13 protein-coding genes are annotated in these 14,325 nt (G+C 44.6%); 7 read left to right on the forward strand and 6 right to left on the reverse strand.

What is annotated here, in order from left to right; genetic code table 11:
- Positions 1-748: 748 nt before the first annotated feature.
- Genes AC4IE7_RS17530 through AC4IE7_RS17540 form a run of 3 tightly spaced genes read right to left on the reverse strand, consistent with a single transcriptional unit; the run spans position 749 to position 2,451 of the window.
- Positions 749-1,498 (reverse strand): DUF6683 family protein, encoded by a 750-nt coding sequence (locus tag AC4IE7_RS17530; protein WP_490778158.1) that lies wholly within the window; start codon positions 1,496-1,498, stop codon positions 749-751.
- Positions 1,499-1,508: 10 nt separating this feature from the next.
- Complete coding sequence (locus AC4IE7_RS17535) at positions 1,509-2,153, reverse strand: DUF6683 family protein (RefSeq protein WP_490778159.1); 645 nt, start codon at positions 2,151-2,153, stop codon at positions 1,509-1,511.
- A 49-nt stretch (positions 2,154-2,202) separates the two neighbouring features.
- Positions 2,203-2,451, reverse strand: coding sequence for a hypothetical protein (locus AC4IE7_RS17540; RefSeq protein ID WP_490778160.1), 249 nt, complete (start codon positions 2,449-2,451; stop codon positions 2,203-2,205).
- A gap of 398 nt (positions 2,452-2,849) precedes the next feature.
- Here AC4IE7_RS17540 and AC4IE7_RS17545 point away from each other — a divergent pair, with 398 nt between their 5' ends.
- Positions 2,850-3,677 carry a 2-oxoacid:ferredoxin oxidoreductase subunit beta gene (locus AC4IE7_RS17545; RefSeq protein ID WP_490778161.1) on the forward strand — a complete coding sequence of 276 codons (828 nt, stop codon included), beginning with the start codon at positions 2,850-2,852 and terminating at the stop codon, positions 3,675-3,677.
- The gene (locus tag AC4IE7_RS17550; protein ID WP_490778162.1) at positions 3,674-4,195 is read left to right on the forward strand and encodes a ferritin-like domain-containing protein; all 522 of its coding nucleotides are present in this window, start codon (positions 3,674-3,676) and stop codon (positions 4,193-4,195) included. The genes AC4IE7_RS17545 and AC4IE7_RS17550 overlap by 4 nt, the downstream gene beginning before the upstream one ends.
- A 129-nt stretch (positions 4,196-4,324) precedes the next feature.
- Here AC4IE7_RS17550 and AC4IE7_RS17555 read toward each other — a convergent pair whose 3' ends face one another.
- The gene (locus tag AC4IE7_RS17555) at positions 4,325-4,648 is read right to left on the reverse strand and encodes a hypothetical protein (protein ID WP_490778163.1); all 324 of its coding nucleotides are present in this window, start codon (positions 4,646-4,648) and stop codon (positions 4,325-4,327) included.
- A gap of 630 nt (positions 4,649-5,278) precedes the next feature.
- Here AC4IE7_RS17555 and AC4IE7_RS17560 point away from each other — a divergent pair.
- The 3 genes from AC4IE7_RS17560 (at position 5,279) to AC4IE7_RS17570 (ending at position 10,137) form a co-directional block, all read left to right on the forward strand.
- Positions 5,279-5,740 carry a hypothetical protein gene (locus AC4IE7_RS17560; protein ID WP_490778164.1) on the forward strand — a complete coding sequence of 154 codons (462 nt, stop codon included), beginning with the start codon at positions 5,279-5,281 and terminating at the stop codon, positions 5,738-5,740.
- 354 nt (positions 5,741-6,094) lie between these two features.
- Positions 6,095-8,410, forward strand: a complete 2,316-nt coding sequence (locus tag AC4IE7_RS17565; protein ID WP_490778165.1) for a multicopper oxidase family protein — start codon at positions 6,095-6,097, stop codon at positions 8,408-8,410.
- A gap of 74 nt (positions 8,411-8,484) precedes the next feature.
- Complete coding sequence (locus AC4IE7_RS17570; RefSeq protein ID WP_490778166.1) at positions 8,485-10,137, forward strand: ABC transporter substrate-binding protein; 1,653 nt, start codon at positions 8,485-8,487, stop codon at positions 10,135-10,137.
- Positions 10,138-10,159: 22 nt separating this feature from the next.
- Here AC4IE7_RS17570 and AC4IE7_RS17575 read toward each other — a convergent pair whose 3' ends face one another.
- Positions 10,160-10,312, reverse strand: coding sequence for a single-stranded DNA-binding protein (locus tag AC4IE7_RS17575; protein WP_490778167.1), 153 nt, complete (start codon positions 10,310-10,312; stop codon positions 10,160-10,162).
- Between the two features lie 693 nt (positions 10,313-11,005).
- On the opposite strand from AC4IE7_RS17575, the gene AC4IE7_RS17580 reads away from it, so the two are divergent.
- A complete protein-coding gene (locus AC4IE7_RS17580; RefSeq protein ID WP_490778168.1) occupies positions 11,006-11,431 on the forward strand; it encodes a rhodanese-like domain-containing protein in 426 nt (141 codons plus the stop codon).
- A gap of 175 nt (positions 11,432-11,606) precedes the next feature.
- Positions 11,607-13,478, forward strand: coding sequence for a methyl-accepting chemotaxis protein (locus AC4IE7_RS17585; protein ID WP_490778169.1), 1,872 nt, complete (start codon positions 11,607-11,609; stop codon positions 13,476-13,478).
- A gap of 89 nt (positions 13,479-13,567) precedes the next feature.
- Here AC4IE7_RS17585 and AC4IE7_RS17590 read toward each other — a convergent pair whose 3' ends face one another.
- Entirely contained in the window at positions 13,568-14,248 is a 681-nt protein-coding gene (locus AC4IE7_RS17590; RefSeq protein WP_490778170.1) for an HAD family hydrolase, read from the reverse strand.
- Between the last annotated feature and the right edge of the window lie 77 nt (positions 14,249-14,325).

Here is a 14,325-nt window from a genome sequence, read left to right on the forward strand (position 1 = left end):
GTGCAACAGAATCCGGGATGATTGGTGCAGTGCTCTCCCGGATTCTGTTGCACTTCATCCAGGCTACGGGCTACCGTATTCTTTCCACTCTGCAGCGTGGGACCGAGAGAAGTATAGGAGAACCGGAATGACAGTCGTGAGAGAAGATGATCCTGGTTAGACCTGGTTTGACAATCAAGACCTCATGGAAGGGTGCGGGCCTGTTGTACCAAAGGTGGTATTTGTTTGCGGTGGTGATGGTGCGGCAGGGCCGCACCCTACAGCAAGGTAGCCTGGATGAAGTGCAACGGAATCCGGGATGATTGGTGCAGTGCTCTCCCGGATTCTGTTGCACTTCATCCAGGCTACGGGCTGCCCTATTCATTTCCACTCTGCAGCGTGGGAGCGAGAGAAGTATAGGAGAACCGGAATGACAGTCATGACAGAGGATGATCCTGGTTAGACCTGGTTAGACCTGGTTTGACAATCAAGACCTCATGGAAGGGTGCGGGCCTGTTGCACCAAAGGTGTGTTTTTTTGCGGTGGTGATGGTGCGGCAGGGCCGCACCCTACCGCGTAACCTCCCATCAAGGGGGGAGGGGCTTTTTAGCTTTTCTGAAGAGAAGGAGCGTTAATGGATCAGCCGTGAGTGATATTGAATGGCTAATTCTTAAGAGTGAGTACAAGGGTTCCTTATCCGACAAATTATTCATTGAAGGGTAGGGCCATTTGATGGTTAATCTTGAGCTGTTTTTTAGATAGAGGAAGATTACAGTAAAGAGAGCTTACCCTCTTGGCTGATATGTAGCTTTTCAACATCTATTTTAAAGCTTGCCTGTAATAGTTCTTTGGCTAAACCTTTAATGTTATTAATAGTATTCTGATCAGGTTTTTTACTGAAAGTATCTTGAAACATCACCATCCAGTTGCCAGTCATAGAGAGATATTCGTAGAGTTTCTGTCGTTGGGAGAGATTTGCGTTTTGAATACCTTTGCTTAATGCTTCGTTTGCCGATATCAGTTCACCTACTTGTTTATGCAATTCGAGAAGATTCTCTTCTGGAATCTCAGCGCCTTCGTTATAAGCAGACCAGATACCGTAGAGAAATGAAGCTGTGGCAGTGGCGATGTCACCTTCAGGAACTTTTGCTGCTTTTTCAATACGCTTTTGAACATAAAGCGCAATGTTGAATATCCGCTGCATATTATCCCGGCTCTGTTCAGGAAAATTACTCGCGAGTTCTGTGGCGGTAGCAGATTGGTTGTTTCCGGCGGCCTGCAACTCTTGTTCTGTGATACTGCTTAACTCCCGGACAAAAGCTTTACCCGGATCATCTTCAGCTTGTATGGACACACCATTGGTGGTTTGAGATGACTGTTCAAACAGTTTGTCGAATCCTTCAATCATGAATGATGATGTGCCGGCGCCATTCTCAGATGGTGCACTGTTAATCATTGTTGATGTGGTTGAAAGAATAGAGGCCAATATAAGACGTGAGATTATTAACCTGGTTTTCATGGGGCGTCCTTTACTGTTCTTTATAGTTTTGAGAGGAAATAATCAGTTCACCCTCTTGAGATATTGCAATCGATTCAGGTTCGATCTTTAAGCTGCGGGTTATTATTTCTCTAACCATGATTTTGATATTGTTGAGTGCGGTTTCATCAGGTTGAGAAGTAAGGTGGTGCTGGATCATCAATAACCAGTTGCCAACCATTGCAAAGGTTTCATAGAGTGCATCGCGATTCTTCTTTGACGTATTTTCATACTCTTTGAGAAATTCAGTGCGTGCATACATAACTTCAGTTGTACTCTCAATCAGATTTTTGAACTGTTTCCCTGGTATTGATGCACCCTGATTGAAGATCGACCATATTCCGTACAAAAATATCGTGACCGCGCCGTGTATATCCTGCTGTGGCAGTTTATGAATCTGCTCGAATCGTTGATGTATATAGAGGGAGATATTAAAAAGATTTTCCATCTCACCTCTATGTTGCTTTGGTGCATTTCGGGCAAGTTTCGATGCAGTAGTTGATTTTTTTTTCACAGCACTGTGGAGTTCGAACTCGGTCAGTTCATTGAACAGGCTTTCGTGATCCTTATAGGCAGCCTGTGAATAATTGACTTTTCCAGAGCCATTCTCAGTTTCATGTGTGTTGAATGTATTCACGATAAACCTCGCTGAATAGTGTGGGTTTCAAAATGATGGTTCTTATTCACTAAGTCATATAGAGACGACAGCTGATGTTTGCCGGATATGGGTTGCAGGCTTCCGGGGTGATCTCTGAATGGGGACGTAATGACCGATAGACGCTTACAGTCTGATCATTGTTCAGTTGTTGATTGTTTCGATAACCGGGTTCGTCTGAGACATTGAATAGACCAGATGCACATGCAGAACCATTACCAATACTCTTGGCAGCCCGATGCGAGGAGGATTTAGTCAAGGGGATCAATGTACAATCCATGTAAGTTATCTATCCCTAATAAAAACAGTCAGTTAGAAAACTATGATAGGCTCGGCATAGAGTTGTTGCCGAACTCAGTCAGAATCCTATGCGATATTATGACATCAGACAATATAGGTGGTATCAGGGATAACCCCTATGCCACTCTCGAGGAAGGCTTGATTTATGGCATGGGGGGAGAGCGAATATTGGTATATGCTGCTGAATTGTGCAGCAATCAATAACATTTACTGAATAGCGTTCTAAAACACAGCAGATCAGCTATATTGGCAACATTGGTCAGGAATGCCGATGGTGTCAAATTATAAAAGAGAAGCAGCTTATCCAATTAAAGGGTTACCTGCCAGGTAAGATTGATTAGCGCGTCAATCGTCTTTTCCGTAATTAGGAGGGCAGTTATGCCGGTACCTTCACTGAAAGCAAAAGATTATAAATCGGATATCAAGCCGGTATGGTGTCCAGGATGTGGTCACTTTTCTGTTTTGGCTTCTTTGACCAAGGCGATGGCGCATCTGGGGCTGGTTAAAGAGAATGTGGCCGTGGTTTCTGGTATCGGCTGCTCTTCCAGACTACCTGCATATATCGACAGTTTCGGTTTTCATGGTATCCATGGCCGAGCGTTAGCAGCTGCTTCTGGATTGAAAGCAGCTCGCCCCGACCTGACGGTGATCGCCGCTGGGGGTGATGGCGATGGATTCTCAATTGGAGGCAACCACTTTCTGCATGCCTGCCGAAGAAATATGGATATGACCTATATTGTTATGGACAATGAAGTCTATGGAATGACCAAAGGTCAAGCATCACCCACCACCAGACCGAATTGGGAAAAGAGCAAAATGACGCCCCACGGAACGGGTATACCCAGTTTTAATCCTGCAGCTATTGCATTGGCAGCTGGTGCGGGCTTTATTGCACGGGCATTCGCTGGTCATCCTTCTGATTTAACCCGCACCCTGGTGGAATCGATTGAGTATCCGGGATTCGCCTTTGTCCAGGTTCTTAGCGGTTGTGTCACCTTTCGTCCTGAACAGAAGGAGTGGAAGGAGCAGGTACACCCATTTATAAACGACATACCAACTGATGATCGTATCAAGGCGGCACAGATCATCCAGGCAGATAATGGTCTTGCAACTGGTGTGATCTACGCCAGTCCATTTTCGGTTTGGCAGCCGGAGAATGTCAAAGAGTGCGAGGTCGCAGAGTTGGAGAAGGAGTTTTGTCTATGAATGATGAATCAGTAGAACCTATTACCAATATCGAGGAGTTTCTGGTACATGCCCTGGAGTTGGAGGAGGCCTCCTATGACCACTACGATGAATTGGCCGATAGTATGGAGATCCATAACAATCTGCAGGTGGCAGAACTGTTTCGTAAGCTGGCTGGCTATAGTCGTCAGCATGCGAAAGAGGTTTTTGAGCGAACCCAGGGGATGGAACTGCCCAAGCTAAAACCTTGGGATTTTAAATGGCGCTGCCCCTCTTCACCTGAATCTTTCTGTATGGAAGAAGCTAACTATATGATGACTGTTACCCAGGCTATGGAGATTGCACTCTATAACGAAATCAGGGGCCGGGAATTCTATCAGCAGATTGCCGAGCACTCCCCCAGTGATGCAGTACGCAAGTTGGCTGAGGAGATGGCGGAAGAGGAGGGTTGGCATGTGGCCATGCTGAAGGAGTGGCAGAACAATCTACAGGATGAGCAACCGATAGAGGATCTTGATCCGCCCAATATGCCCGAGTAGAGGCCTATAGGGCGGATTCATTTGTATTAACCCGGCAATAAAACTAAAAATATCATCTTCAGCCTAAGCGTACCTGCTTGCAGCAAGGGCATGCTTGAAACCCTGAAGACGACATATTTAGTCGCCTGGTTAATGATTTACATGTGATCCTGTTTCAATGTGGGAAACCGGACCTCTATTTTCGATCTCTTTCTCTTCCAATTCCATCTTCTTGAGCAGTTGACCAAAATAGAAGGCGAGGTATGTCGAGGTGTTGAGGGTGAACCAAAAAAAGACAAAGACCCCCAGATAGATCTTTAAACTACTGGTTTGCCCATCGCTCGTCAGGTTCATAACTGCAGAGATCGCTGACGGGTCGATGAATGAGAAGAAGATAAAAGTTAATAGACCTGCTGCGATTGCACTGGTCCATAAAAAGCCAAGCAGGCACTTACATTTAAGTAGATTCAGCACTGATTTCCTCCAGTTTTGTGGTTATGCCGGAGATTATCTCCGGTGGCAGAACCTCAACTTTTTTAACTTGCTGACAATTGTTCCTGTCCGATCCTTAGCAAATGGTAGATACCATGTGCATCGACTAGGCCGGCCTGGGTAGGAAGTTAAGAAGCAGGGTTCTTTATTGTTATGTTCTTTTTTTGCAACGCTAGATTAACAATTTAACTACTCATATAAACCATAATTATTTTCTGGAAATAGACTTATTCGTCAATCTGCAGGTTTTTGTGTAATTGCGTGGGGTTCTATTGAGGGTTTTGCTCGAAAATTAAAAAAATATTTACTAATGAAAAAGCATTCTAACTGTTTGTAATTACAACTATTAATGGGTATCACTTACTATAATTGATGAGTGAAAATTGAAGGTTTAATGATTTTTACACACTTTTTAATGCTGAATTAAGGATTGTTCGCTAGGATTTAAATGACTCTGTGTTAACAGACTCCGCTCACTATTTTTTCGAGTGTGCTGGATGATGGCTGTATCAGGACAATTTAAATCAATTGGTGATCGAACAGTGCCGATGGCGTTGCGATCTGCGTTTAACCTGATCCCAGACATAATACTTTAAGGAAAAGGTTAACGTTATGTTGAAATATTTATTCGAAAAAAACCACGAAAGGAAGCAGTTAAAAATTGCGCTCTCTGAATACCATCTGGGTCTGGATGACCTCGATCCCCATGATCTGAAAAAGGTTCTGGCCTCAATCCATAGGCATGTCACTATCGTTTCAAAAAAGTATGGGCAACCCCCAGCACTTGTTTCACACCATGTCATCACTCCGGTAACTTGGGCGATAGCCTACTGTCTGCTGGGTGCTTCCAAAATTTCTCAGATCAATCCTACCTTCCGCGACGATATTGACGAGGTTGAGACTGAACTCGTACTCCACCTTTCAGGTGAGAGTGACGGCGAACAGAGCATCTATCCTGAGATTTTCTCCATCTTTCTTGCTTCTACTGCCTGTCACCCTGAGGTCTTGGATTTCAGACGCAATCTGGGTTACATCAGTCAACTAGAGAATCCTCGAAGTTCCTATGCGCGGTAAGTGATCATCTGGATATCGACTATCTGATCTCTACTCTCCAGTATCCAAACCTCTTAAAGAGGTTATCCCTCCCATCAGTCAGCGATGATGTTGGTCTGTCATTGTCATGCTGTTGTCATAATTAGGGTCTTCTACCCAGTTTACTGGGTAGGGTATGACTTTATTTCCTAAAGAAGTCCTACTACTTGGGCTTTTTTTCCCTTTTTATTTATTTAAGTTTCCTTAAGATTCTTAATAGATTTCCAAGCGGTGTTTAATTGTTGTGGGGTTGGGAATTTCGGAGGGGAGTGTCGGCTGTCGCTAAAAAAAATTGATGGCTACACGAATAGAGTTTAAATCTAGGGGGAATAGGGGATGAAACCATTTCAAATCAAGCCGTCTGTCGCGGCCATGATGTTGGCCAGCCTTTCAGTGGTGGTCACATCGACTCAAGCAGGACATATCTATCAGGGTACTATTGACGGGGCGAGTGTTCCTAAATATGTAACTCCTTTGGTTGTACCACCAGTAATGCCAAAATCCGGTAAGGTCAAAACCTGGATTCCGAAAGCAAATGGTGGAACTAAAAAGAAAGACATTGTCAGATACAAGATCGCTGTCAGGCAGTTTGATCAGCAGATCCTGCCGCAGACTGATGCCAGTGGCAATCCTTATGGTGCTACAACCGTCTGGAGCTATGGCAATAAACGGGATAAAAATGCAGACGGATCTGCCAAAACTGTTGCCCAAGGTGGTACCTTCTTTTATCCCGCCTTCACCATAGAAACGAAAAAGGACAGACCCATCCGGGTTCGTTGGATCAATGATCTGGTCGATGCCAATGGCAACTATCTACCGCATTTATTGCCAATCGATCAGACACTGCATTGGGCCAATCCCTCACAGAATTGCCGTCCTGATCTGCTAACCCTGGGCAATGGTCCTCTGCGTACCGATTGCCGCGGTCAGAGTGGTGATGATTATGCTGGTCCTGTACCGATGGTTGCTCACCTGCATGGCGCGCATGTGGGCCCTGAGAGTGATGGCTATCCGGAAGCCTGGTGGCTGCCAAATGCCAGCAATATTCCTGCTGGCTATGCCACCAAAGGGCATCTGTTCGGAGATATAACCACCGCAACCGGCTTGGCTGGTCCCAGGGTAACTGCGAATAATGGCGCTAGGGGATTTGCTGATTATCAGTATCCCAACGACCAGGATGCATCTACCCTTTGGTTTCATGATCATACTCTGGGTATGACCCGCGCCAATGTCTATGCTGGTCCTGCGGGTTTCTATCTGTTAAGGGATAATGTTGAGGATGCCCTCGGCCTGCCTGGACCTGCGCCAACCAGCAGCAAGCTCAAGCCGAGCAGAAATTTCAAAGAGATCCCAATTGTGATCCAGGATCGCTCCTTTAATCAGGATGGCTCACTCTTCTATCCTGAGACACGGGCACGATTTGACGGTTACGATGGTCTGGTGATGCCCGATTCCGCAGATGGTGTGAACCTGGACTCAGATATCGCACCAAAGTGGAATCCAGAAGCCTTCTTCGAAACCATGGTAGTGAACGGTCAGACCTGGCCCTATTTAGATGTGGTACCGAAACGTTATCGCTTCCGTCTGCTAAACGGTTGTAACTCCCGTTTCCTCAATTTAGATATGAAGGCCTACAATGCTGCTGGTGATCTCTTGGGCGAGGTACCCTTCTATCAGATTGGTGGTGATGGTGGTTTATTGCCTCAGGTGGTTGAGATCTCTACCGGGTTTAAAACAGCACTGCCAGGCAACGGTACTATTCCTGGAAACAAGTCTCCAGCGGATGCAGCCGATGAAGCTCTGTTGATGGGACCAGCTGAGCGTATGGATGTGATTGTGGACTTTTCACGTATACCTCAGGGTACTGCATATGTACTGATGGGTAACACTGCACCAGATTCACCCTTTGGTGGCTTCCCGATTGAAGCGCCGGATGCGCCGGATGCCAACAGTACTGCTCAGGTTATGAAGTTCAATCTGGTGGCGGGTACAGATGATCTTGATCCAAGTACTCCGGTAGAGAGTCTTGTACTTCCTGCGCGCACTACTCTGGCCTCAGGAACGGTTCGTAAGCTGTCACTGCATGAGGAGGAGTCAAGTCTGGTAGAGACCTTAGGTGACAATGGACAGCTGGAACCTGTAGCACCTATGGCCGCAACACTGGGTGCATTCGATCAGACAACCCAGCAGTTCCAGCCCTTACTGTGGTCTGATCCTATCTGGATCAATCCAGGCTTGAACGCAACTGAGACCTGGGAGATCAACAACTTTACCGAAGATGCCCATCCGATCCATCTCCATCTGGTGCAGTTCCAGATTCTGGAACGGGCCACTATGGATGGTACGCCAATCGACCGTGGTGGTGACGGCAATATCGACTGTGCAGCACCTTGTGTAACAGCCAATGAGAGCGGCTGGAAGGACACGGTAATCGCATATCCAGGTGAAGTGACCAAGGTGATTGCCAAGTTTGATATTCCGGGACTCTATGTCTGGCACTGCCATATTCTTGAGCATGAAGACAACGAAATGATGCTGCCATTCTGTGTTGGTGAAGCGGGCAATGATTGTCCCAGCGAACTGTTTCAGATTGACGGTACAGGAACGCCTGGTCATATGGACTCACCGGTTGTCACGGGTCAACCTTTGTAATCTTTAACTAAAGGCGTGGATATGGGGCCCTTACGGGCCCCTTTTGCTATTTGTGCGAAATGAGCAGTCAGGATATGAAATACTCGATTTTAAAAACAGTGTTTGGATTTGTTTTTACGCTCCTGCTCTTATTTCAGCAGGGGATACTCCATGCAGCACAACCAGACAACAAAGAGAGTCAACAGCTGCGGGAATTGGGTGAACGTATCTACCATCAAGGAGTGCTGACCGATGGTTCATCCCTGGCTGGTGTTGTGCCGAATTCGCCACCGGATGGCAATGTCGCATGCGTTCGTTGCCACAGAAGAAGTGCCCTGGGTGGTATGGAGGGGGGGGAATTGGTGCCGCCCGTCACAGGAGACTACCTTTTCAGGAATCAATTAAAGGTTGTGACTAAGCCAGTAGTGCGACGTATCAAGCGCTGGGCCTACAACCAGGCATCATTGGATAGGGTATTGAGTCGAGGTATCGATGTTATGGGGCAGCCATTGACCCAGAGTATGCCCAGATATCATCTTAATGATAGTGATCTCAAGGCTTTAATGGCCTATTTACAAAGTCTGGACAGTAGTGTTTCACCGGGCGTTGAAGAAAAACAGATCCATTTCGCAACAATCGTGCACAAGGATCTTCCTGAGAAAAAACGAAAAGCCCTGATTGAGACCGCAAAGAGATATGCTGAGAGTGAAAATCGTGCCATCCAAGGCAAAGAGAAGCGTGCGCTATTTTCAGATCGACAGAATAACTGGAACAGTAAGAGCTTCAGGCGATGGAACTGGCATCTGTGGGAGATCAGTGGTGAGCCTCAAAGTTGGCAAGCTCAGTTGGAGGATTATTATCAACAGCAACCTGTATTTCTGATCGTCGGAGGGGCTGTCAAAGGGCCTTGGCAGAGGGTGGAGAAGTTTTGCGAATCAATCCAGATTCCCTGCCTGTTTCCCCATACTGAGCTGCCTCAGCCAGATGTTAAAAATTACTACACTTTTCACTATTCGGAGGGTCTCTATCTTGAGGCCAGAGTGTTGGGTAGTTATTTGAAACATGAATTGCCTGACAGCAAACAATTGGTACAGGTTTATCGTGACGACAGGGATGGAGGTTTTATAGCACAACATGTCCGAAACTTGATGCAATCCATTGGTGTTGACGTAACTGACATTGAGATACCAGCAGAAGATAAGATTACCGAGGTGCAGTTACAAAAACTGCAGGAACGAGTTAAAGATAGTGCTCTGATGCTATGGCTGGATGAAGGTGATCTCAAACAATTCACAGAACATGCCCAGTTCGTTGAGGGAGAAAACAGTTTTCTTTCATCAAGTCTGTTAAGTGAATCCCCGGTTTTAAGCGGGACAGTTTGGGATGATCACTTGCGTGTGATACACCCCTTCACCTTACCATGGGAACCCTCTGGCGGGATCGGAAAAAGCTTTTTAATCAAGGAGAAACTCGGAAATGACCAGTTTCGTCTGAGATCTGAAACCTTCGCTGCCTTTGCCGCTGTTTCGCAAGTACTGAAGCGTGTTAAGCACAATCTGGTCAGAGACTATTTCATGGAACAGCTGGAGCATATGTCAGAAGACTTAAGGGAGACCTCTCTCTACCCAAGATTCAGTCTTGGTCCTTACCAGCGTTACGTTTCAAAAGGGGCGTATGTGTTCCCTCTAAATGCTTTGGACCCGGAAAAACGTGCACGGAACTATCGCTGGGTAATACCGGCAATTTAGTTAGTGATTTATTACAATATGGCTAAAAAAACTTATGATCTTCCTGCTTTTTACCTGGTTTATCAGGATCATCACAGTTGGCGGAATTGCTTGTTCTGCCAGCCATGAAGAGTGCAGCTACGGCGATAATAACCAAAAGCAGCAGGGAAAAGGCGATAAATGGCGAGGCTTCCATGGTATGACTCAATTCATTTGATTGTTCAGGATGCGTACCACGATTATAGGGGGTAAGCTGTGTGAAGTCTTGCTTAACTGATGTTATGTCGGAGTTAATTAAGCTATGGCTGACTTTAGTTTTATTTTTAGGGCGCCTCTATTAATAGCTTTTACCCTCTGCGTGACCTGAAGCGTGAAGCTGCAAGTTGTTAGCTGAAGCAGAATATTGAACTGCTTCAAGCATCATACGATCCATCCCATGATCCATTGATCTAAAGTGCAACAATATAGAAACTTTCTGTATTGAAAATATTGCAAGTTTGAACTTTTGGATGGGCTTGCATTAAATCGGCTACTGATAAATCCATAATAGTAGGATATGCCTATTAAAGATGGTAGCGATTCAAGAACAAAAACAGCCATTGATAATTATCAATCCGAAAGATAATTACTAATGAATTCAGTAGTGTTGTAGCTGACGAATTTGTACGAAAGATGTAAAACACACATATCAAGCTGTAACTTAGCTATTTGAAGGTGTGTGCCAGTTCGTAATTGTAAGATGTCGCCATAGTTATTTCATTTCATTACTAACTACTAATTTTGCAAAGATTATTAAAGACTTACCTCAAATTGTCGCTAAAATTAACACGTATAAAAAGAGCTTTATTAAAAATACTGGTGTTATGTCTATTTTTTAAAAAGGGTGGTAATGATGTACAAATTATCTAGTAGTTTGTTTTTTCTATTGATTGTTATGTTTTGGTCGTTTGCTAGTGCTGAAGAGTTGGTCGATGCAACGCCTGAAAGTGTAACTGGCGCAACAACTGTCGATGCTAAGCAAGCTAAGAAACTGTTCGATCAAGAAGCACTGTTTATCGATCTTCGTAAAGAAAACATGTGGAACTCAGGACGTATTCCTGGTGCGTTATGGCTGGAGATGAAGTCTGCTTTTACGCAACAAGCGCTTGAGGCAGAAGCTGAAAAAAGCGAGGCGTTGGTCTTCTACTGCAGTGGTGTGCGCTGCCCTCGAAGTGCTAAGGCATGTGCCAAGGCACTCAAATGGGGCTATACAAATGTGAACTATTTTCGAGGTGGATTTCCTGCCTGGAAAAATGAAGGTTTTCCTATTGAGTGATGATTGAAGGATCTGGTGGAAGTATATCGAGCTACGATCAACTCGTAGCTTGTTATGCTGTCTGAATATAACATCAAGGATATGTTAAAAAGAATTCTCACTTAGAGATGTTTATTACAAATTATCAGAGATCCATTAGTTCTTAGTAAAATGGATATGTAGTTTGTTGGGGAAAATGATGACAATTCGTTTACGGATAACTGTCGTAACGTTGATAGCCATAATTTTGGTCTCGGCGGTACTCGTCATAGCCAGTAATTATTCACATCAGACAGAGGTTGGCCGATATGTTCAGTTCTCCCTGAATTCAAAGCAAGTGCTTTGGAATCAGATCGTAGCACGTCATACCTCAGAGATGTCTGCATTTACTAAGGCAATAACCAGAGACAGGGTCAGTCAAAAAGCCATAAAGTCTGGAGATTTAACCAAACTTAATGAGCAAATCAACACAACACACAACCTTTTCTCCAGTGATGGAACCCTTGAACGACTACAGGTGTTAGACCTCGAGGGTAACTACCTCGCTTCAGCACCTAATAATTTTCAAGGCAAGACTGGCAAGCAAATTGTTAATCAGGTATCTCAGAACCAGAAAACGCTTACGGGAGTATCACGGGATGATGATGGCCAACTACAGGCTGTGCTTGCGTTTCCGCTCTATATACGGGGTAAGATTAAAGCTGTTGTAGTTTACAGCAGAGACATTCAACGTGTCCTGGATGATTTTCAGATTGGCGACTTGTCTGATGCCTTCATTACTGACCAAGAGAATCAGTTGCAGTACGTAGGCAGTGAAAATGAGCAGAAGACGATTGCGATACCTGAATATGACCTGACTCAGGGAGGTATGGATGTCGTAAAGTCTAATGACCGTGTCTATGAAAATATTCTTGCACCAGTGAGTACATCATCTGGAGATGTTATCGCTGGATTACTGACATCAAGCAATCAAACTAAAATCTACAATGCACAGTCTAAAATCAATTCAATTTCTATTGGATCTGTGATGTTGGTAGTAATTGGCTTGGCTGTAGGGCTGTTTTGGTACTTTAAATATCTATTCCGTCCAATAGATGAAGTTGTGGATTCCATGACGGCCATCGCTGCTGGTAATCTTAAGTGCCATATCCCTGATTCTAAAACCAAAGATGAGACAGCTCAATTAGTTCAAGGTCTATGCAGCATGGTTTCACAACTACAGCAGGTTATGGGATCCATTACTCACTCGACGGATGAAATTAGTAATGCAACTCAGCAGCTAACAAGCGTAGCAGAACTAGGTAGTCAACAAGTTGCCGCTCAAAGACAGGAAACTGATCAAGTGGCAACTGCAGCTTCTGAGATGGCTTCGACCATCCAAGAGGTAGCACATAATGCATCCGAGGCTGCACTGGCAACAAGCGAAGCCAGTTCAGCAACGGAAAATGGTAAGTTAGTCGTCCAGCAGACTATCTCTTCTATAAATACCTTGGCTGAGAATGTTAAAAATGCTGGAGATGTAATCTCAGTTTTACAACAGGAGAGCCATAATATCGGTTCTGTGCTTGGGGTTATTCAGAGTATAGCCGAACAGACAAATCTACTCGCTCTGAATGCGGCAATCGAAGCTGCTAGAGCTGGAGAAAAAGGACGTGGATTTGCAGTTGTTGCCGATGAAGTAAGGACTTTGGCGAGCAGAACACAGAAATCAACAGAAGAGATTCAACAAATGACTGAAAAACTGCAAAGCGGTGCAACTGCAGCAGTTAAGGCAGTAGAAGCTAGTCAGGTAAGTTCAAGATTAACTGTGGAACATGCAAATAGTGCTGAACAGGCATTAGCTACAATTAATGAGTCTGTAGCAACAATTACTGATATGAATGCCCATATTGCAACAGCGGCTGAAGAACAATCAGTTGTCGCAGAAATGATCAGCAGCAATGTAAATAATATTGTTGTTTTATCTGCCGATGCTGAAGAGGTTACGCAAAAAGTGACTGACTCAGTATCTAGACTTACTGACCTTGGTGGAACGCTTAAAGAGTTAACGCATAGATTTCAGCTCTAGGTATGGATCTATATTTTTTACTTTTTAGGAGAATATTTCTATCCATTTCCGGCGAATGATGCCTGTTCTGGTATTGTTGAGCTGTGTGGCTACACATTTTTCTGAAACTCTAAAAGGTTGGAATACGAACCAAAAGCCAGATCACTTTCAGCCCCACCAACCAAAACACAGTCCAGCGATGCCGCCTGGGAACCTGCTAAGTCACGCCTGATGGAGTCTCCGATGACCAAGCACTTTTTTTTAGGTAGCCCCAACTCCCTTACTACCATCTCAAATGGTCGTGGCGACGGTTTAACTATTCCGTGATCTGATGAAAATGAATGTGCCGAAAATAGCTCCCATAAACCAAGGCTTCTAAATGTTTGGACCCACATGGCTTTCGGTGCCCAAATATCTATAACAAGAGCTAGTGTAAATTTCTCCTTCAATGCCCTTAATGCAGTCACATAGTTTTGGGGAATTTCACCGTGTTCATGAAAAGAGAATGTTTTTATTAATATTTCTTTTTCTGAAATTGAAATATCTACACCAGCACTCACTTCAATAGCGAACTCTAGAGATGGGAATCTATCTCTATATTCTACGGATGGATACTTTTCATCCAGATAGGCATAGGTTTTTCGAATAACTCCATTCACAACATCATCAGCTAATTTACCACCGATTGATCTGTAATATTCTGAAAAATCTTCATCCGGTCCAAATCTGTCTTCACCAAACATGAATGTACTATTCATGTCGAGCAATAGAGCTTCTTTCCCTTCAATCATCTATCCAGCCTTACTTTCATATAATCTAGTGTTTCCGGTAAGGGACGACTGGCGATACTTGACGTCCCGCGTAGGGC

The organism is Candidatus Thiodiazotropha sp. AKAK3 (genome assembly GCF_058244645.1).